General features: G+C 65.4%; 19 protein-coding genes. 12 read left to right on the top strand and 7 right to left on the bottom strand.

The genetic code is table 11. The annotated features are described in order from the left end of the window. Positions 1 to 13 precede the first annotated feature (13 nt). The 3 genes from J0L98_RS02290 to J0L98_RS02280 all read left to right on the top strand — a co-directional run bounded on the left by J0L98_RS02290 (position 14) and on the right by J0L98_RS02280 (position 3,217). Positions 14 to 634: an alpha/beta hydrolase gene (locus J0L98_RS02290; protein ID WP_296409801.1), complete on the top strand. Its 621-nt coding sequence runs from the start codon at positions 14 to 16 to the stop codon at positions 632 to 634. 241 nt (positions 635 to 875) lie between these two features. After that, complete coding sequence (locus J0L98_RS02285) at positions 876 to 1,604, top strand: PEP-CTERM sorting domain-containing protein (RefSeq protein ID WP_296409799.1); 729 nt, start codon at positions 876 to 878, stop codon at positions 1,602 to 1,604. A 77-nt stretch (positions 1,605 to 1,681) separates the two neighbouring features. Further along, positions 1,682 to 3,217 (top strand): PQQ-dependent sugar dehydrogenase, encoded by a 1,536-nt coding sequence (locus J0L98_RS02280; protein WP_296409798.1) that lies wholly within the window; start codon positions 1,682 to 1,684, stop codon positions 3,215 to 3,217. Positions 3,218 to 3,234: 17 nt separating this feature from the next. On the opposite strand, the gene J0L98_RS02275 is transcribed toward J0L98_RS02280, so the two are convergent. Further along, positions 3,235 to 4,110 carry a PA4780 family RIO1-like protein kinase gene (locus J0L98_RS02275; RefSeq protein ID WP_296409797.1) on the bottom strand — a complete coding sequence of 292 codons (876 nt, stop codon included), beginning with the start codon at positions 4,108 to 4,110 and terminating at the stop codon, positions 3,235 to 3,237. Positions 4,111 to 4,399: 289 nt separating this feature from the next. On the opposite strand from J0L98_RS02275, the gene J0L98_RS02270 reads away from it, so the two are divergent. Next, positions 4,400 to 4,885, top strand: coding sequence for a hypothetical protein (locus J0L98_RS02270; RefSeq protein WP_296409795.1), 486 nt, complete (start codon positions 4,400 to 4,402; stop codon positions 4,883 to 4,885). A 218-nt stretch (positions 4,886 to 5,103) separates the two neighbouring features. Here J0L98_RS02270 and J0L98_RS02265 read toward each other — a convergent pair whose 3' ends face one another. The 6 genes from J0L98_RS02265 to J0L98_RS02240 all read right to left on the bottom strand — a co-directional run bounded on the left by J0L98_RS02265 (position 5,104) and on the right by J0L98_RS02240 (position 12,926). Then, complete coding sequence (locus J0L98_RS02265) at positions 5,104 to 6,048, bottom strand: CysB family HTH-type transcriptional regulator (protein WP_296409793.1); 945 nt, start codon at positions 6,046 to 6,048, stop codon at positions 5,104 to 5,106. After that, entirely contained in the window at positions 6,048 to 7,157 is a 1,110-nt protein-coding gene (locus J0L98_RS02260; protein WP_296409792.1) for a sulfate ABC transporter ATP-binding protein, read from the bottom strand. Before J0L98_RS02260 ends, J0L98_RS02265 begins: the two co-directional genes overlap by 1 nt. Before the next feature lies 1 nt (position 7,158). Further along, a complete protein-coding gene (cysW, locus tag J0L98_RS02255; protein WP_296409940.1) occupies positions 7,159 to 8,055 on the bottom strand; it encodes a sulfate ABC transporter permease subunit CysW in 897 nt (298 codons plus the stop codon). After that, positions 8,055 to 8,891 (bottom strand): sulfate ABC transporter permease subunit CysT, encoded by an 837-nt coding sequence (gene cysT / locus J0L98_RS02250; protein ID WP_296409790.1) that lies wholly within the window; start codon positions 8,889 to 8,891, stop codon positions 8,055 to 8,057. Before cysT ends, cysW begins: the two co-directional genes overlap by 1 nt. Further along, entirely contained in the window at positions 8,891 to 9,904 is a 1,014-nt protein-coding gene (locus tag J0L98_RS02245) for a sulfate ABC transporter substrate-binding protein (RefSeq protein ID WP_296409788.1), read from the bottom strand. The genes cysT and J0L98_RS02245 overlap by 1 nt, the downstream gene beginning before the upstream one ends. Positions 9,905 to 10,814: 910 nt before the next feature. Then, a complete protein-coding gene (locus J0L98_RS02240) occupies positions 10,815 to 12,926 on the bottom strand; it encodes a TonB-dependent receptor (RefSeq protein ID WP_296409785.1) in 2,112 nt (703 codons plus the stop codon). A 240-nt stretch (positions 12,927 to 13,166) separates the two neighbouring features. Between J0L98_RS02240 and J0L98_RS02235 the strand changes: the two genes are divergently transcribed. From J0L98_RS02235 to J0L98_RS02200, 8 genes are all read left to right on the top strand, one after another. Continuing rightward, positions 13,167 to 13,754 carry an OmpA family protein gene (locus J0L98_RS02235; RefSeq protein WP_296409784.1) on the top strand — a complete coding sequence of 196 codons (588 nt, stop codon included), beginning with the start codon at positions 13,167 to 13,169 and terminating at the stop codon, positions 13,752 to 13,754. After that, a complete protein-coding gene (locus tag J0L98_RS02230; protein WP_296409783.1) occupies positions 13,751 to 14,650 on the top strand; it encodes a patatin-like phospholipase family protein in 900 nt (299 codons plus the stop codon). Before J0L98_RS02235 ends, J0L98_RS02230 begins: the two co-directional genes overlap by 4 nt. A gap of 110 nt (positions 14,651 to 14,760) precedes the next feature. Beyond that, on the top strand, positions 14,761 to 15,921 hold the full coding sequence (locus tag J0L98_RS02225) for an NnrS family protein (RefSeq protein ID WP_296409782.1): 1,161 nt from the start codon (positions 14,761 to 14,763) through the stop codon (positions 15,919 to 15,921). 117 nt (positions 15,922 to 16,038) lie between these two features. Next, positions 16,039 to 16,650, top strand: a complete 612-nt coding sequence (locus J0L98_RS02220; RefSeq protein ID WP_296409781.1) for a hypothetical protein — start codon at positions 16,039 to 16,041, stop codon at positions 16,648 to 16,650. Between the two features lie 14 nt (positions 16,651 to 16,664). Continuing rightward, positions 16,665 to 17,186: a DUF6306 domain-containing protein gene (locus J0L98_RS02215; protein ID WP_296409779.1), complete on the top strand. Its 522-nt coding sequence runs from the start codon at positions 16,665 to 16,667 to the stop codon at positions 17,184 to 17,186. A 143-nt stretch (positions 17,187 to 17,329) separates the two neighbouring features. Then, positions 17,330 to 17,917, top strand: coding sequence for a cytochrome c oxidase subunit 3 family protein (locus J0L98_RS02210; protein ID WP_296409777.1), 588 nt, complete (start codon positions 17,330 to 17,332; stop codon positions 17,915 to 17,917). Between the two features lie 13 nt (positions 17,918 to 17,930). Then, entirely contained in the window at positions 17,931 to 18,194 is a 264-nt protein-coding gene (locus tag J0L98_RS02205; protein ID WP_296409776.1) for a cytochrome C oxidase subunit IV family protein, read from the top strand. A 180-nt stretch (positions 18,195 to 18,374) separates the two neighbouring features. Next, positions 18,375 to 18,628, top strand: a 254-nt coding sequence (locus J0L98_RS02200; protein WP_296409775.1) for an RNA-binding protein, incomplete at its 3' end; no start/stop codon positions are given.

The following is an 18,628-nucleotide window of genomic DNA, read 5'->3' as shown; positions in this document are numbered from 1 at the left end:
CGGAGGCCGCAGCATGCAGCACACCACCTTGATCGTCCCCGGCTTTCACGGCAGTGGGCCGGCCCACTGGCAGAGCTGGTTCGAAGCGCAGGTGCCCGGGACACGTCGCGTCTCGGGTATCGACTGGGAGCAGCCCGTGCTGCCCCACTGGGCCCAGGCCGTGCGCGACGGCATCGACCACGCGCCGGGGCCGGTATGGCTGGTGGCCCACAGCTTCGGCTGCCTGGCGGCGGTTCTGGCGGCAAGCAGCCGACCGGAGCAAGTGGCCGGGCTACTGCTGGTGGCGCCGGCCGACCCGGAGCGTTTCACGCCCCAGGGCTTGCGTGGCGCCCGCACCGCGCCAGAGCAGCCCAGCCTGGCACGCTGGATTCCACGCAGCCCTCTGGGGGCGCCCAGCCTGGTGGTGGCCAGCACCAACGATCCATGGGTGCGCCTGTCGTCGGCGGCCTATTGGGCCCAGTGCTGGGGCAGCCAGCTTGTGAACATCGGCGCCGCCGGGCATATAAACGTGGATTCCGGCCACGGCCCCTGGCCCCGGGGCCTGGCCCCGGGGCCTGGCGCTCTTCAAGGCGCTGCAGGCTGCGCAGGGCGACCTGCCCCTTGGCACCATCACCTGCCGCTCCCGGCGCAGTGACAGCCTCCCGCTGCCCCGCCGGGAGATAGCCTGACCCTGCGGGCGCGTCGGGAAAATTTACACATGGTGGAATCCATTTCGCAACTGGATGCCCCCCTTGATGGCCGATCGCTTCCAAGCCACTGAAAACAAAGGTGACTTTATTGACATCACGACAAACTTGGCCTTGGGCTTGAATTTTGCAACTGCACTACATCCGTTACCTTCGTCCCCATGACGAAACCTGCCCTGGAGCCCCGCCATGCAGATCAGACCCCGCCTCGTCACTTCCCTGCTGTCGGTGCTGCTCGGCCTGAGCGCCCTGCCCGCAGCCCATGCTGCACCAGCCATCATGAACGGCGGCTTCGAGTCGGGCTTCGCCAACTGGACCACCCTGGACCAGACCGGCAGCGAAGGCACCTTCTACCTGCAGAGCGGCACCACCAGCCCGACCACCGGCTTCACCGTGGCCGCCCCCCCCGAGGGCAGCCAGGCGGCCATGAGCGATTCCGGACTGGGCGGCCCCGGGGCCCACGTGCTGTACCAGGACTTCGTGGCCAGCGCGGTCGGCGCGACCCTCAGCTTCGAGCTCTTCATCGGCAACCGGGCCAACGATTTCTACACCCCTGCCACCCTGGATTTCGCCACCACGGCCATCAACCAGCAGGCCCGCGTCGACATCCTCAAGGCCGGTGCCGATGCCTTCAGCGTGGATTCCGGCGACATCCTGATGACCCTTTACCAGACCCAGGTCGGGGATACGCCCGTTTCCGGCTACACCACCGTCACTCAGGACATCACCGCCCTGCTCGCCGCCCACAACGGCGAAACCCTGCGCCTGCGCTTTGCAGAGACCGACAACCTCGATGTGTTCCAGCTGGGCGTGGACAGCGTGCGCATTGAGGTCCAGGGTAACCCGGTGCCGGAACCCGCATCCGTGCTGCTGCTCGTCGGTGCCCTGGGTGCGCTGGCCGTCACCCGGCGCAGCTAGCCTCCGGCGCGTTCCCCGGCCCTTTCCCCCGGCGCGCTCACTGCCCGACGCGCCCCGTCGTTCAAGTGGAGGTCTCGATGAAACACACTCGGTCCGTCTCCCGGTATCGTCGCGGCCGTAGCGGCCTGCTCACCGCCCTGGCCCTCTTCGGGGCCACGCTGACGTGGTCAGGCAGCGCCCAGGCCGACAGCATTCCTGTGCAACTGCTCGATCCAGCCCTGCAGGTCAGTACGGTGGTCAGCAGCGGACTCACCCAGCCCATGGGCATCGTGTTCCTGGGCCGGAACGACTTTCTGGTGCCCGAGAAGTCCTCGGGGCAGATCAAGCGGGTGATCAACGGCGTCGTCCAGGCGATGCCAGTGCTGGATCTTGCCGTCAATTCAGCCTCCGAACGGGGGCTGCTCAGTGTGGTGCTGCACCCGAACTTTCCAACCCAGCCCTATGTTTATGTACGCTGGACCGAAAGCTTGAGTGGCGTCGATTCGAGCGCGGTGGCCGATGTCCCACTGCTCGGCAACCGGGTGGACCGCTTCACCTGGGATGGCAGCACCCTGTCCTTCGACATGAACCTGATGCGGCTGCGTGCCCGCCAAACCGACAACATCGCCACATCCGGCCACCCCGGCACCAACAACGCCAACGAAGCCGGCAACCACAATGGCGGGGTGATGCGCTTCGGCCCGGATGGCAAGCTGTATGTGTTCATGGGCGATCAGGGCCGGCGCGGCTGGCTGCAGAATCTGGCGAACGGCCCCTTCCTGACCGCCCCGCAGGTGGACGACACCTTCGGCGGCCCGGCCCCCGACAATGCCCACCTGGCCGGTGTCATCCTGCGCGTGAATGACGACGGCTCCACCCCCGTGGACAACCCCTTCTATGCCGCAGGTGCAGGCCTCGGCGGCGAAGTGGGCCAGAACATCCAGAAGATCTATTCCTACGGCCACCGCAACGGCTTCGGCATGGCCTTTGATGCGCAGACCGGCTACCTGTGGGAGACGGAAAACGCGGACGACGCCTATTCCGAAGTGAACCGGGTGGTACCGGGCATGAACGGAGGCTGGATCCAGTTCGCCGGCCCGATTAGCCGTGTACGGGACTGGAAGACCATCGAGACCACCCAGTTCAACCAGACCCTGCAGCAGGTGCGCTACCCGCCCACCCGGGCAGCTTATTCACCCGCCCTGGCCCAGGCGCGCCTGATGATGCTCCCCGGCGCGGTCTACAAAGACCCGGAGCTGAGCTGGCGCTATGAGATCGGCCCCTCCGGCACCGCCTTCGTCAATGGCACGGCCCTGGGCGCCGCCTACGCCGGCAGCCTGTGGATCGGATCGGCCCGATCCTTCGCCCAGGTCGGTGGCACCGGGGGCAGCCTGTATCGCCTCCGCCTCACGCCCGACCGGCTGAACCTGGATCTGAGCGCCGACCTGCGCCTGGCCGACCGGGTGGCCGACAACCTGTTCCGTGCGCAGAAGTTCGAGGGCACGGAAAGCGAGACCCTGCTGATCGGCAAGGGCTTCGGCATCACCCCGAGCATCGAACAGGGGCCCGACGGTGCGCTCTACGTCGTCTCCCTGTCCGACAACCTGATCTACCGGATCTCACCCAGCCCCTGAGCAGGCACCGAGGGGGACTACTCCTCAGCCTGCCATTCCCCGGCGGCCGCGGCGGCGGCCCGTCCGGCCTGACGGATGGCGTCTTCGGTCTTTGCCGCCTCGATCACCTGCATCACCTCGTCCAGATCGGCCGGGGTGTCATCGGGCGTCCAGGTGCCGGTGAGCACGCTGTCCGGATGCAGCTTGCCCGATTCGTACAGGGCCCAGATCTCCGGCGCGTAGTGGGTTTCGAGCAGCTCTGGAGCAAACTGGCCGAAGTAGGTGGCCAGGTTGTTCACATCCCGTGCCAGCATGGCGCTGGCGTTCTGGTTGGCGGCGGCATCCACGGCCTGGGGCAAGTCGATGATCACCGGGCCGTTGTCGTCCAGGAGCACGTTGTACTCCGACAGATCCCCATGGACGATACCCGCGCACAGCATGCGCACCACCTGGCGGATCAGGTCGGCATGGAAGCGGCGCGCCTCGTCGGGCGCCAGCGCCACGTCATTGAGGCGTGGTGCCGGCTCGCCATCGGCGTCGGCCACCAGCTCCATCAGCAGCACACCCTCGTGAAACTGGTAGGGCGTGGGCACCCGCACCCCGGCCTCGGCCAGACGGCGCAGGGCGTCCACCTCGGCGTGCTGCCAGGCGGCCTCCTGCTCCTGGCGGCCGTAGCGGGAACCCTTGGCCATGGCCCGGGCCTGACGGCTGTTCTTGACCTTGCGCCCCTCGATGTAGTCCACGGCGGTGTGGAAGCCGCGTTTGTTGGCCTCCTTGTACACTTTGGCGCAGCGCACCTCGTCGCCGCACTGGACGACATAGACCATGGCCTCCTTGCCGCTCATGAGCTGGCGGATCACGCCATCCACCAGGCCGTCGGCCACCAGGGGTTCGATGCGGGCAGGTGTCCTCATGCGACGCGCACCTCGGGCATCAGGGGGTAAGCGGCGACGTCAAGGGAGGCATCCTTGCCGGTGATGAAGTGTTCTGAACGCATGGGATACCTGCAGAGAGCGGACTGAATTCGGGCGCGGAATGCACCTGAGAGGAGATTGCGCGGGGATTATCCCCCAGGCGAGGCCCATCTGCCCCCTTTGCCCGGCGGAATACCCTACAAAAATCGGGATTTGCCGGAGAAACCCTTACACTGCCGGTCCCACGAACGGACGATCAACGTCCTGCCGGTCTTCAAGAGGTTTAGAGATGTACCCGACTCACGATGCAGATGCCCTCCTCATGCTGGCCGCCACGCTGGCCACCAAGCGCCGCCCGGCCGAGCTGGTGGAGGTCATCGCCGCCTTCGACCTGCTGCAGGAGCCGGTGCCCTCCACCGGCCGCCTGATCGACAGCATCCAGCGCCTGTCGGCCCACGGCCTGCTGTGCGAGGTGGACGGCGGCCTGGCCCTGAGCGCCGAGGGGCAACTGCTCATGTCGGCCCTGCCCAAGCGCGGCGACACCGCCCAGCGCGTGTTCTTTGTACGGGAGAAGCTGTCCGCCCATCCGGGCCGCGCCGAACACCCGTCGATCAGCCTGGACACCGCCCGGGTGGATGCTGCGGTACTGGCCCAGCGTGCCCAGGCCAAGGCCCCGGGCAAGAACCTGCTGATGCCCAAGCCCAAGGTGGACGAGGACGAACGCCGCCGCCCGGCGCCATGGCACAAGCACCCCGGCGCCCAGCGGCGCCGCTGAGGCGCCGCGGTGGGATCGAATTCATCCTGAATGCCGAAGCGTGCCGCATCGTCTGTAAACAGATGCGACATCTCCCGTAGGGGCGACTTCAGTCGCCCGCGGACTTCAATCAACGGCATGCCTGTGATCAACGCGCGGATGGGCGACTGAAGTCGCCCCCACAGTTTTTCCAGCGGCCGTCAGAGCATCTCGGGAGTAAAGCAGATCCCGCCCCCCTCTCAATAGGATGAATCGCCCTCGGCATCCGGGCGCAGGGCTGCCCGGACCACGGTTTCGGAGAGCTCCGCCGAGCACAGCTCAATGAAACGGTAAGCAAAGCCGCGCAGGAAGTGCCCCTTGCGAACAGCGATGCGGGTCACGTTCTCCTCGAACAGATGGCTGCTGGCCAGCATGCGCAAGCCCTGGTCGCGGTTCGGGTCATAGGCCATCGAGGCCACGATGCCCACCCCCAATCCCAGCTCCACGTAAGCCTTGATCACGTCCGCATCCAGCGCCGACATGACGATGTCGGACGTCAGGCCCGCCTTGGCGAAGGTCTCATCGATGCGTGCGCGGCCGGTGAAGCCCTCGTGGTAGGTGATCACAGGATGGTCAGCCACGGCCTCGAGGGTCAGCGGCTCGACCGACTCCAGAGCATGCCCTGCCGGCACGATCACCGAGTGATGCCAGCCGTAGTAGGGAAACGACACGAAGTCGGTCACGCCAGCGAGGGATTCGGTGGCGATGCCGATGTCGGCCCGCCCGTCCTGCAGCATGGACACGATCTCCGTCGGGCTGGCCTGGTGCAACACCAAATGCACCTTGGGGAAGGCCTGCTTGAACTGGGTGACCACCCGGGGCAAGGCGTAGCGCGCCTGGGTGTGGGTGGTCACCACGGTGAGCTGGCCGTGGTCCTTGTTGCTGAACTGCTCGGCGATGCTCTTGATGTTGCGGGCATCCATGAGCATGCGGTCCACGATGTGCACCAGCTCCTGGCCCGGCTCGGTGAGGCCGAGCAGGCGCTTGCCCTTGCGGATGAAGAGCTCCAGGCCGAGCTCGTCCTCCAGATCCTTGATGTGCTTGGATACCCCTGACTGGGAAGTGAACAAGGCATTGGCCACCTCGGTCAGGTTGAAATTGCGACGCACCGTCTCGTGGATGATGCGCAGTTGCTGGAAATTCATCAGATCACCCAGTTTGGCGCCTGGCTGGCGCCACTTGCTGCTGCATTACGTTCAAAGACCCTGAGGCGCGAGGGTACCAGACGCACGGTCTGCCCCTCTTCCAGACCCAGCCGCTGCACCTCGTCCCGGGTGATCTCCACCTCGAAGAGCTGCCCGGTGGAGCCATTCAGCCCATCCAGCTCGATGCGCGCCGTGACACCAAAGGCCAGGATGCGGCTGATGCGTGCCGCCACCCCACCCGCTTCCCGGGAGTCGACCACGATGGTGAGCTCGTGGGGACGGGCGAAGGCGAAAACTTCGGAACCATGGGCCAGATCCACCTTGCCGGTGGCCAGACGATCGTCGCCCACATGCACGACGCCGCCATCCACCCGTCCATGGAACAGGTTCACGGACCCGAGGAAGCCGTAGACGAAGGGAGACGCGGGATGGCGATAGACCTCTTCCGGCGTACCCACCTGCTCCACCTTACCGTGGTCCATCAGCACCACCCGGTCGGCCACTTCCAGGGCTTCTTCCTGGTCGTGGGTGACGAAGATCGAGGTGATATGCAGCTCGTCATGGAGGCGCCGCAGCCAGCGCCGCAGCTCCTTGCGCACCTTGGCATCAAGAGCGCCGAAGGGCTCGTCGAGCAGCAGCACCCGCGGCTCCACCGCCAAAGCCCGGGCCAGGGCGATACGCTGGCGCTGACCACCCGAGAGCTGGGCCGGGAAGCGATCGGCCACCCAGTCGAGCTGCACGAGCTTGAGCAGCTCCGTCACCTTGGCCTTGATGGCCTTCTCGGAAGGCCGCACGCTGCGCGGCTTCATGCGCATGCCAAAGGCCACGTTGTCGAAGACGGTCATGTGGCGGAACAATGCGTAATGCTGGAACACGAAACCCACCTGGCGCTCGCGCACGTGGGTGTCGGAGGCGTCCTGCCCTTCCAGCAGCACCTGGCCCGAATCGGCCGACTCCAGGCCGGCGATGATGCGCAGCAAGGTGGTCTTGCCGCAGCCCGACGGCCCCAGCAGGGCCACCAGTTCACCGGTGGGGAAATCCAGGGAGACGTCCTGCAGCGCCGTGAAGCTGCCAAACTGCTTGTGGATGTTCTTGACTTCAATGCTCATCTCATTCGTCCTCGGATACGGTTGCGGCCTTGCCGGCCTGGCGTTCGACCCACACCTTGATGACCAGGGTCACGATGGCCAGCAGCGCCAGCACGGAAGCCACGGCAAAGGCTGCGGCGAACTGATATTCGTTGTAGAGAATCTCCACGTGCAGGGGCATGGTGTTGGTGTAGCCACGGATATGGCCCGACACCACGCTGACCGCCCCGAACTCGCCCATGGCGCGGGCGTTGCACAGGATCACCCCATACATCAGGCCCCATTTGATGTTGGGCAGGGTCACGTGCCAGAAGGTCTGCCAGCCCTTGGCACCCAGCACCACGGCCGCCTCTTCCTCTTCCTTGCCCTGGGCTTCCATCAGCGGGATCAGCTCCCGGGCGACGAAGGGAAAGGTCACGAACACGGTGGCCAGCACGATCCCCGGCACGGCAAAGATCACCTTGACGTCGTTGTCCGACAACCATGGCCCGAACCAGCCCTGGGCGCCGAAGACCAGGACGTAGATCAGGCCCGACACCACCGGCGACACCGAAAAGGGCAGATCGATCAGGGTGATGAGGAAGTGTTTGCCGCGGAAATCGAACTTGGTGATCGACCAGGCTGCCGCCACGCCGAAGACCAGGTTCAAGGGCACCGAGATCGCCGCAGCCAGCAGGGTCAGCTTGATCGCGGAGACCGCGTCCGGATCGACCAGTGCGTTGAAGTAGGTTTCCCAGCCCTTGCGGAAGGCCTCGACGAACACCGCCACCAGGGGCAGCAGCAGGAAGAAGGCAAAGAAGCTCAGGGAGATGGCGATCAGCCCCCACTTGACCAGCCCCGGCTCGCGGGTCGCGGCCTTCGATTCAAAGCGGGCGGCGTGATCCGCCGACCCGTGCAGCACAGCAGCAGCGCCAGCCATCAGCGAGCCCTCCCGGTACGTTTGGCAGTCCATGCCTGCAGACCGTTGATGATCAGCAGCAGCAGGAAGGAGAAGATCAGCATCACGACGGCCACCGCCGTGGCACCGGCGTAGTCGTATTGCTCGAGCTTGGTGATGATCATCAGCGGGGTGATTTCCGACACCATGGGGATGTTGCCGGCAATGAAGATCACCGAACCGTACTCACCCACAGCCCGGGCAAAGGCCAGCGCAAAGCCGGTCAGCAAGGCCGGAAAAAGGGTCGGAAAGACCACGTGGAGGAAAGCCTGCCAGCGGTTGGCGCCGAGGCTCACCGCCGCTTCCTCGTATTCCGTGTCCAGGTCTTCGAGGATGGGCTGCACCGTGCGCACCACAAAGGGCAGGCCGATGAACACCAACGCCACCAGCACCCCCAGCGGGGTGAAGGCGACCTTGATGCCCAGAGGCTCGAGCAGGCTGCCGATCCAGCCGTTCTTGGCATACAGGGCGGTCAGGGCAATGCCGGCCACCGCCGTGGGCAGCGCGAAGGGCAGGTCCACCAGGGCATCCACCAGGCGCTTTCCGGGGAAGGAATAGCGCACCAACACCCAGGCCAGCATCAGCCCGAAGACCGCATTGATGCCAGCGGCGATCAGGGATGCGCCGAAGGACAGGCGGTAGGAGGCCAGCACCCGCGGCGAGGTGGCGGCGGCCCAGAAATGGTCGAAGCCGAGGGAGCCGGCCTTGAAGAACACCGCGGCCAGCGGAATCAGCACGATCAGCGACAGGTAGCCGAGGGTGTAGCCCAGGCTCAGCCCGAAGCCGGGCAATACGCGAAAGGAAGTGGACGACGCCATCAGCGTTTCACCACGATCTGGTCATACACGCCGCCGTCGGAGAAGTGCGTCTTCTGCACCGCATCCCAGCCCCCCAGCCTCTCCTCGACGGTGAAGGTCTTCACGGCGGGGAAGCGGCCCGCGTACTTCTTCAGCACGCTTGCATCCCGCGGGCGGAAATGGTGCCTGGCGATGATCTCCTGCCCTTCCGGCGAGAACAGGAAGCTGAGGTAGGCCTCGGCCGCCTTGCGGGTGCCACGCTTGTCCACCACCTTGCCCACCACCGCCACCGGAGCTGCCGCCTCGATGGACAGGGACGGGTAAACCACGTCGAACTTGTCACCGCCCACTTCCTGATCGATCAGGGTAGCCTCGTTCTCGAAGGTGATCAGCACATCGCCGATGTCACGCTGGGTGAAGGTGGTGGTGGCGCCACGCCCGCCGCCATCCAGCACCGGCACATTGGCGAACAACTTGCTGACGAAATCCCGGGCGCCGGCGTCATTGCCGGTTTTCTGCAGGGCATAGCCCCAGGCTGCGAGATAGGTGTAGCGGCCGTTGCCGGAGGTCTTGGGGTTGGGCACGATCACCTGCAGACCCGGGCGGATGAGGTCGGACCAGTCCTTGATGCCCTTGGGGTTGCCCTTGCGCACCAGGAAGATCGTCGTGCTCGTGTAGGGTGCCGCCCCGTGGGGGAAGGCCTTGCGCCAGTCGGCGCTCACCAGGCCGCTCCTGGCCAGCATCTCGATGTCCGGCGCCTGGTTCATGGTCACCACATCAGCTTCCAGCCCCGCCACCACCGAGCCCACCTGCTTGCTGGAGCCCCCGTGGGACTGATTGACAGTCAGCTTTTCACCGGCCGAACGCTGCCAGCGCGCGGCAAAGGCCGGGTTGATGTCCTTGTAGAGCTCCCGCGACACGTCGTAGGACACATTGAGCAGCGTCGTGTCGGCGGAAGCCGGCGCCGCCTGCAGTACGGTAAAACCGGCGAGGATGGCAAGGATGGGACGAAGCGTGGCGCGAATCGGCGACATGGGGATCTCCTTTTTCGAATGGACTCCGAGTCTAAGGAGGCACCGCAGCGCACCAAACCAATAAAAATGGCTTTGTATATTCTGTAGCGTGCAATACGAAAGGCCTCATCCTTCCGTGTGGTTATTAGAGCGCGCGGGTGGTCGAATTCATTGACGATGTTCACGTTAAATATGGAAAGCGTTTTCACCCTCGGCAGGTAAGGCATCTCGATGCCCGGTGGGGTGGCCGTTACTGGCTGGCTTTCCGTTGTTTGGCGTGACGTTGGCCGGGTGTTCGCCCCGGCGGGCGACCTTCTTTCTTGCTTCGCCAAGAAAGAAGGCAAAGAAGGCGACCCGCCACCCCCGGTCGGCCTTCGGCCGACTGCCCTGCGCTGCTCGCAGCAGGCGGCCGGCGCGGAACTCGCCGGCTACGCCGGCTCAGACAGCCGCACCGGACTTCCCCGCCCGCTGCTGCGCTGCTCGGCGGGGTCGGAACGGGCTTTTCGGACGCACCGAGCCTCTACGGAAATGGGGACGGGTACTGGCCGTTGATCACCTGCATTTCCTCTCCCCTCTGGCGTGCCGACTGGAGGTGATGACGGGCGGAAAAAGGGCTTCGCATGTTTGAGCCCGCAGGGCGAGTTTGCGAAGACCCCGCCCGGCATTGCCGGAAGGAGGGAACCCCCGAAGGGGGCGCGACAGCGGGGTACGTTTCTTTGCCTTCTTTCTTGTCGTACAACAAGAAAGAAGGTCGCCCGGCGGGGGCGAGTCCCCGGCCAATGTGACGTAGTACAACGGAAAGCCGTCCGTAAGGGCTCACCGGTTCAAGGTCGAAGGGAGTGAACTGACTACGTTCGTGAAAAATGCGGGAAGCGCTTTCCACACCTAACGCGAACATAGCCAATGAATTCGACCCCACGAAACGCCCGCTTTACCAGGTGTAGCGGGCATTCACCCCGGCCATCCAGTTACGGCCCGGGGCAGGCTCGTAGTAGCGGCCGTTGGCGTCGCCGACCACCACCGAGCCCACGTAGTTGCGGTCGAAGAGGTTGTCGAGGCGGGCAAACTCGGTGAAGCGCCAGGCGCCGGCCTGCTGCTGGGCGGTGAGGCGCAGGTTGGCGATGAAGTAGGACGGGGCTGGCAGCTGGCCGTTGGTGTCCTCCACGTACATCTTGCTGCGATACACACCTTCTACCGTGCCGGTGATGGATGGGGTGACTTTCCAGGCCAGGTCACCGAACACCGTGGTGCGGGGGATGCCGGGCATCAGCTTGCCAGCCGACACCAGGGTGTTGGCGTTGCCGGTGCGGAAGTCTTCATCGTAAATGGCGCGCAGGTGGGACACCGCAAAGCGGCTGCTCAGGTCACGTCGCCAGGCGGTGTCGAAGGAGGCTTCGACGCCCTGGCGCAGGGTCTTGCCGGCGTTCTTGTAGCTGGTGCGGCCGCCAGTGGCGGCATCCACCACCAGCTCGTCTTCGGTGTTGATCTGGAAGAGGGCCAGGTTCAGGCGGCTGCTGTTGCCCACGAAGGCCTTGGCGCCGATCTCGTAGTGCTCGCTCTTCGACGGGTTGAGGCCGAAGTTGAAGCTGCCGCCCGTGCCCGAGTAGAACATCTCGTTGAGGGTCGGGGTCTCGAAGCCGCGGCCGGCGCTGGCGTAGAGATTGACTGCCGGGTTGAGCTTGTAGACCACGCCCAGCACCGGCGTCGTTTTGCTGTAGTCCTTGCGGCCGCTGTCGTCGCCATTGACGCCGACGATGTACTGGTCGTCCACCTTGAACTTCACGCGACTGTGGCGCACGCCGGCGGTCAGCGCCCAGTCGCCCCGCGCCCATTCGGTCTGCACGTAGGGGTCGAGGCTTTCGACGCTGTCGGTCTCGTTGCGGCGCAGGCGGCCCTTGACACCCAGGGTGGTGCCCACGAAGTTTTCGTAGCCCTTGCGCACGTCGGTGCTGGTGTCCAGGTCCACGCCGAAGGTGGTGGTGAGTCTGCCGCCGGCCAGATCGCCAACGGCGATGTAGCGGGCACCGATGCCGTAGAAGCTGCGGTCGAAGTCGATGATGCCGCCGGAGTGGCGGACATTGGCCTGCACGTTGCGGGGGATGGATTGATACTGGATCACGCTACGCTGGCCGCTGTAGGCGGACAGTTGCAGGGTGTCGCGGCCGATGCGGCGCTCGTAGGCGACGCCGGCCTGAAGGTGGTCGATGCTCTTGCGGGTGTTGTAGTCCAGCGCAGCCTGATCGACGCCCCGCGGATTGCTCTTGTAGGCGCTCCAGGACAGGCCTAGCGGATCCTGGGTGTTGTGCTGCCACATGCCGTTGACGGTGAAGGTCAGCTTGCTGACGTCATCGGGCTTGCCGGTGAGCTTGAGGAAGGCCTGGTCGCGGGTGGCGGCGGAGTGGTCGCGGTAGCCGTTGGTGTCGAAGCGCGAGGCACTGAACACATAGCCCAGCCCACCGGCCTTGCCCTGGGCGCCCAGGTCGGCCTTGGTGGTGCCATAGCTGCCGGCCGCGAAGCCACCTTCCACACTGGGGCGGTCTTCGGGTTCGCGGGTGAATAGCTGGATCACACCGCCCGAGTGGTTGCCATACACGGCGGAGTAGGGGCCGCGCAGCACTTCCATGCGTTCGGCCACGTCCAGGTTGAAGGTGGCCGCCTGGCCCTGGCCGTCGGGCATGCTCGCGGGGATGCCGTCGGCGATCAGCTTCACGCCGCGCACGCCAAAGGCGGAGCGGGCACCGAAGCCGCGGGTGGATATCTGCAGGTCCTGGGCGTAGTTCTGGCGGTTGTTGGCCACCACGCCGGGCACGGCGATGAGGGCTTCGGAGGCATTCACCCGGGGCTGGCCGGCGGTGATCTGCTCACGGTCGAGGACGTCGATGGCGGCCGGCATGTCGAAGCTGGCCGCTTCGGCGCGGCTGCCGGTGACCACCACCGGGTTGAGGGTGAGGCTGGCCTTGTCGGCAGCCTGGGCCGGACTGATGCTGCCAAGGGCGGCGGAAAGGGCGAAGGCGAGGGGGTGCAGGGTGAAGCGGGGCGGCATGTTCACTGTCTCCAATGTCTTGTTCTGGTCCGGGCGGTGGCCCGAGGGGGCTGAACATACCGCGTGCAGTCTGTCTCCGCCTCACGAAAATCATGATTTGTTGCGGTGAGCGCCCGTTGTTGCCGGAGGGTGTGAGAATGCAGGGGACTTGCGTTATCTTTAGGCATTCAGTCATTGAGATCTTGCCGGTGCCCGTGTCAGGGCCTTGCCGGGCATCATCATTCGAATGGAATCGACGACATGTCCCCAATGATCGGGCGGATGTCCGCCCTGCTGTGTAGCGCCTGCGCCGCCCTTGTCCTGGGCGCGTGTGCCAGTCCCCCCGCTAAGGAACCCCCTGTCAAGCTCGCCGTTGGCCAGACGGATCGTGGCGTCCTCGTATGGTTGCCCGACAACATCCTCTTTGATTTCGGCAAGGCCACTCTCGACCCGGTCCGGTCGGCGCCCTACATGGACCGTGTTGCCCTGCTGCTCAAGGAGAAGACCACCAAGTCCGTGTCGCTGGAGGGCCACACGGATTCCATCGGTACCGAGAACGCCAATCTGGTGCTGTCCGTTGCCCGCGCCACCGCGGTGCGTCAGGCCCTGGTGGAGCGCCAGGTGCCCGAGGGCCGCATCACCGCCGTGGGCTTTGGCTATGCCCGGCCCATTGCACCGAATGATTCGGAAGCGGGGCGGCGTCTCAACCGGCGGGTCGAGATCATCATCCTTGAGGAGAAGGTGGACAACCTGACCCGTGGTGAGCCCCCCGGCCTGTTTGAAGAAGCCTTCGGCAAGCTCAAGGCGGAACTCGACAAGCTGTTTCTGGCGAAGGACAAGGCGCGATGAAGAATGAGTCCGGCTTCTCCAGGCGCAGGGCCCTGGTGTTTGGGGGGCTTGCGGCGATGGCCATGCCCCTGGGGGCGGCCCCGGCGGAACGCCCGGTGGCGCGAAAGCCGCGTCTGGCGGTGGTGCTGGGCGGGGGTTCGGCCCGGGGGTTTGCCCACATTGGCGTGGTGAAGGGGCTGGAGGCCCATGGCATCCGCCCTGATCTGGTGGTCGGCTGCAGCGCGGGGAGTCTGGTGGGGGCGTTCTGGGCAGCGGGCTTTTCGGGCGACCGCATGGAAGAGCTGGCCCTGCGGGTGCGCGACAGCGAGATCATCGATGTGGTGCAGGGAAATTCTCCCCGGGGCATGGTGACCGGGCAGAGCCTGCAGAATTTCGTCAATCAGGCCCTGCGCGGCCGTGCCATCGAGAGCTTTCCGACGCCTTTCGCGGCAGTTGCCACCCGCTATCCGGCGGGTGATCTGGCCGTATTGCGCAGCGGTGACCCGGGGTTTGCGGTGCGGGCATCGTGCAGCATCCCGGGGGTCTTCGTGCCGGCGGCCCAGGGAGGGCAGGAATACCTGGATGGCGGGCTGATCAGCCCGGTGCCGGTGCGCACTGCCCGCCAGCTGGGGGCGGACGTGGTGGTGGCCGTGGACGTGGGGGGGGCCGATCCCGGTGGCGATCAGCAGGGGGGCTTGTTCGAACTGCTGCAGCGCTCCTTCGAGATCATGAGCCAGTCCCTGCGCACCAACGAGGTGGCTACTGCCGATATTGCGATCCGCCCGGATGTGGGGCGCATCTCCAGCACCGATTTTGCATCGCGCAAGGTGTTCATTGCCGCCGGCTTTCTGGCAGCCCAGCGGCTTGGGCCGGTGATCCTGGAGCGTCTGGCCGCTGCGCCGAGACGGCGGGGCTGACGCGGGCGGCGGGGGCCATCACAAGCTGTCGCCGATCAAGGCGGCCGCGGGGGCGGCAGCGCTAGGATAGAACTGATCGATACTGTCCTTCCTTTTCCCGCAGCGCCGCCATGACTCTCTCTGCCAAGCCCCTGTGGCTCGTCGGGTTCCGCCCCTTCTTCATCCTCGCCTGCGCTGCCGGCGCGGTTCTGCCCATGCTCTGGGCCTTGGTCTTCTCCGGGGGGCTGGCGCCGCCGGCAGGGCGTTTCAGCCCGGTGCAGTGGCATGCCCACGAGATGTTCTTCGGCTTTGGCTGGGCCGTACTGGGCGGCTTTCTGTTGACCGCCACCAAGAACTGGGTGCAGGTCCGGGGCTATCACGGCGCGGCGCTGGTCGGGCTGGCGCTGGCTTGGTGTGTCGAGCGCATCGGCATGGCCTGGGGCGGCGGCTGGCCGACGGCGCTGTTCTGGGTGTCGAACCTGGCCTTTCTCGGCAGCATCGTCGTCATGTTGCTGGTCACGCTGCTGCGTTACCGCCGCCAGGACAGTTTTGCCGACAACTACTTCTTTCTCCTGGTGCTGCCGGCCTTCCTGGCGGCCAAGCTCCTGCTGCTCTCCGATGCCTATTTTGCTGCCGGCGCGAGCATGAGCCTCGGCCTGTTCCGGATGGCCTTTCTGGTCATGCTGGAGCGCACCCTGACCCAGTTCATGAAGGGGGCGTTCCAGGTGGACGTCCTGCGCCGCCCGCGGTTGGACCTGGCGATCAAGTTGGGTGCCGCCACGCTCGTCTTCCAGGCATGGATGCCCCCCGCGCTGGCGCTGGTGCTGCTGGTGATTCTCGCCGCCCTGTTGTTCTACCGGTTTGCCTGGTGGCGGCCGGACCTGGGCTTCCACCGCCTGGAACTGGCGATCATGTACCTGGGCTATCTGGCCATCGTGCTCCAGCTACTCCTTGAGATCCTGGCGCTGCTTGGCGTGCAGGGGTGGATTGGCAGCCTGTCGGTGCATGTGTTTACCTTCGGCGCGATGGGCTTGATCATCCCGGCCATGATGGTGCGCATCTCCCTCGGGCATACCGGGCGCAAGGTGGTGTTCGACAGGGGCGACCGGCTGGTGATCTGGATCATGCTGCTGGCCTTTCTGGTGCGCATTGTGCTGCCGCAAGTGTTTCCCGCTGCCTACTCCCACTGGATCCATCTGGCCGCAGGGGCGTGGCTGCTTGCCTTCACGATCCTGGGTGTTCGGCTGACCCCACGGTTGCTGGCCCCGCGGATGGACGGTCGGGAGCACTGAAGGGCACGATGGGCAGAGGCGGTCGGGTTGATCGGCCTATCGCGGGTCAAGGAAACGACCCCCTCAGCAGGCGTAGGGTGCATCGAAGATGCCTGTATTCCGTTGGAGGAGCCGCTCGTGCACTACCCCCCGTTTTTTGATGCCGTACCCCGCGTGCGTGTGCGCGACCCCCTCGCCGAGTTTCTCGGCGCGATCGAGGGGGGCGTCATTGAGTATCGCTATCTTGATGCCGTGCACCTTGCCGGGCATTCCTGCCCGACGGTGGCGGGCGCCTATGGACTGACCCGTCTGGCCCTTGGTGCCCTGTATGGTGCCGCGATGGCCGAGCGCGGATGCGTGCGGGCCACGCTGCGGGACGATGCCTCGGTGGGGGTGGCCGGTGTGGTCGCCAGTGTCGTGTCCCTGCTGACCGGAGCGTGCGCCGAGACCGGCTTCAAGGGCCTGGCCGGCCGCTTCGAGCGGCGTGGGTTGCTGGCCTTCGGTGTCGAGCAGGCCTGGGAGCTGCGTTTCACCCGGTGCGATGATGGGGCCAGCGTGGATGCGGCTGTCAATCTGCGCGCAGTGCCAGCCGATCCGCACATGATGCCGCTGATGCAGCGTTGCCTGGCGGGTGCCGCGGACGAGGATGAACGGCGGCTCTTCGGCAGCCTGTGGCAGGATCGGGTGCGTCGCATCCTGCTCGAGCACGGGGACGACCCGGAGGTGTTTGTCATTCGTCATGTGGACTGATCAGGAGGCCCGACATGCCATCCAAACCCGCTGATGCGGACCTTCCTCCAACGTCGGCCTGTTCTTCGCCACCCTGCTATGCGGCGGAGTTTCCCGGTTATTTCGGCGAGGGCGCCGAGGCGGTCAGTCAGGTCGTCATCGATGGCCTGAATGCCCTGTTGGAAGCGGAGCGTGCCGGTGCCAAGGTGCTGGCCATCCTGCGGGACGGGCTGGATACCCGATCGGCCCAGCGCCCGCTGCTGGAGCGCCTGCAAAAAGACGAAGGGGCCAATGCGGTGCGCCTCTACAAGACCATCTGCCGGCTCGGCGGCGTGGCATCCCATGACACGGGGGCCTTCGTGCACAAGACCCTGGCCGTCGATGGCCTTGACGCGCGCCTCGCGTTCCTCAACAAGGGGCAGGCCTGGGTGGTCAGAAAGATCGATCAGGTCTTGCCCGATTTGAAGGATGACGCCGCCCGGGAGATGCTTGTGGAGATGCGTGTGTCCCACTTGGACAACATTGCAGCCTGCGAGGCCCTGCTGGCCGGGGGCTGAGAGTAGGGGCCGTGTGTCGGGGCATTGATCCGGCTCAAGCCTGAAAGAGACGCTGTGTCGCCCGAAATGCGGGTGCGCTGTGCCGTCCGGATCCCTGCCCCGGGTGAGTCAACGGCGTCTCGACACGGGCAGGAGAAGAAGCGATGGATCTCGCAGCAAACGTGGCCCCGGTGGACGCGCCCGCCGTACCGGGCAACCGGGGAATCTGGGTTGGCATCCTGTGCGAGATGAGCGAGTTCGCGCTGATGTTCCTGGCCTGGGCATGGTTCCGCCATGGGCATCCCGAGGATTTTCGCGCCGGCCCGGCCATGCTCAATGCCGGGGCGGGGGTCGCCAATACGGCAGTCATGCTGACCAGCGGCTATTTTGCAGTGCGGGCCCTGCTGGCCATCCGGCGTGACAATGCGGTTGCCGCACGTAACTGGCTGGTCGCCGCCCTGCTCGGTGGCCTGACCTTCCTGCTGATCAAGGCCTTCGAGTTCAGGTGGAACATCGAACACGGTGTGGTGGGGACGGGCAACAGCTTCGTCGCCATGTACTACTACCTGACCTTCAATCACCTCGTCCATGTGGTGTGGGGCTGCATGGGCCTGATCTGGGCCATCCTGCGCGCGCAGTTCGGCGCCTACGGGGCGGCTGACCACGAAGGGCTCGAGGCCGCGGTGCTTTACTGGCACGCGACGGACCTGGCGTGGATCGTGATCTTCCCCTTGTTGTATGTCCTGCATTGAGCCGGGTGCCAAGATGAATACCGACGAAAGCCGGGCGACCACCGTGTGGCTCGGGCTCCTCGCTCTGACCCTGGGCAGCGCGTGGTTGGGTGAGGGGGTGTTCCCCCCAGGACTGACGGCGGCCGTCGTGGCGCTGATCGTCGGGGTCAAGGGCTTGCTGGTGATCCGGTACTACATGGGGCTGACCGAGCCGGGCTCACGACTGCGGCTGGCCATGCGCCTGTACTTTGTGGTGGTGCCTGCGCTGATCCTCGTTTCGGCTGCCCTGGGGGGCTGACGGAAGGGTGCGCGCCTGCACAACGAAGGTGCGATGGATCCGTTTTCCTGCGGGCTTGAACGATGCGGTATTACCCCATTCTGGTGCATTACAAAAACATTCGACGTGCGCGAAATGCCTTGCTATTGTGTCTAGGCGCGGACCTTCTCATGGCCGCCTTTATTTCATGGAGCGCGTCAATTGGGTACTAAGCTTTACGTGGGCAATCTGGCCTACAGCGTGGATAAGAGTCGTCTGGAAGAGATTTTTGGCGAGTTCGGCACCGTGGCTTCTGCCCAGGTGATCATGGACCGCGAAACCGGCCGCTCCAAGGGTTTCGGCTTTGTCGAAATGGGTTCTGATCAAGAGGCGCAGGCCGCCATTTCTGCCCTCAACGGCAAGAGTTTTGATGGCCGCAACCTGACGGTCAACGAAGCGCGTCCCCAGGAGCCCCG

This window comes from Zoogloea sp., assembly GCF_017302315.1.
GTDB lineage: Bacteria > Pseudomonadota > Gammaproteobacteria > Burkholderiales > Rhodocyclaceae > Zoogloea.
Note: the sequence above shows the minus strand (reverse complement) of the source record. Positions and strands in the feature narration are given on the sequence as shown.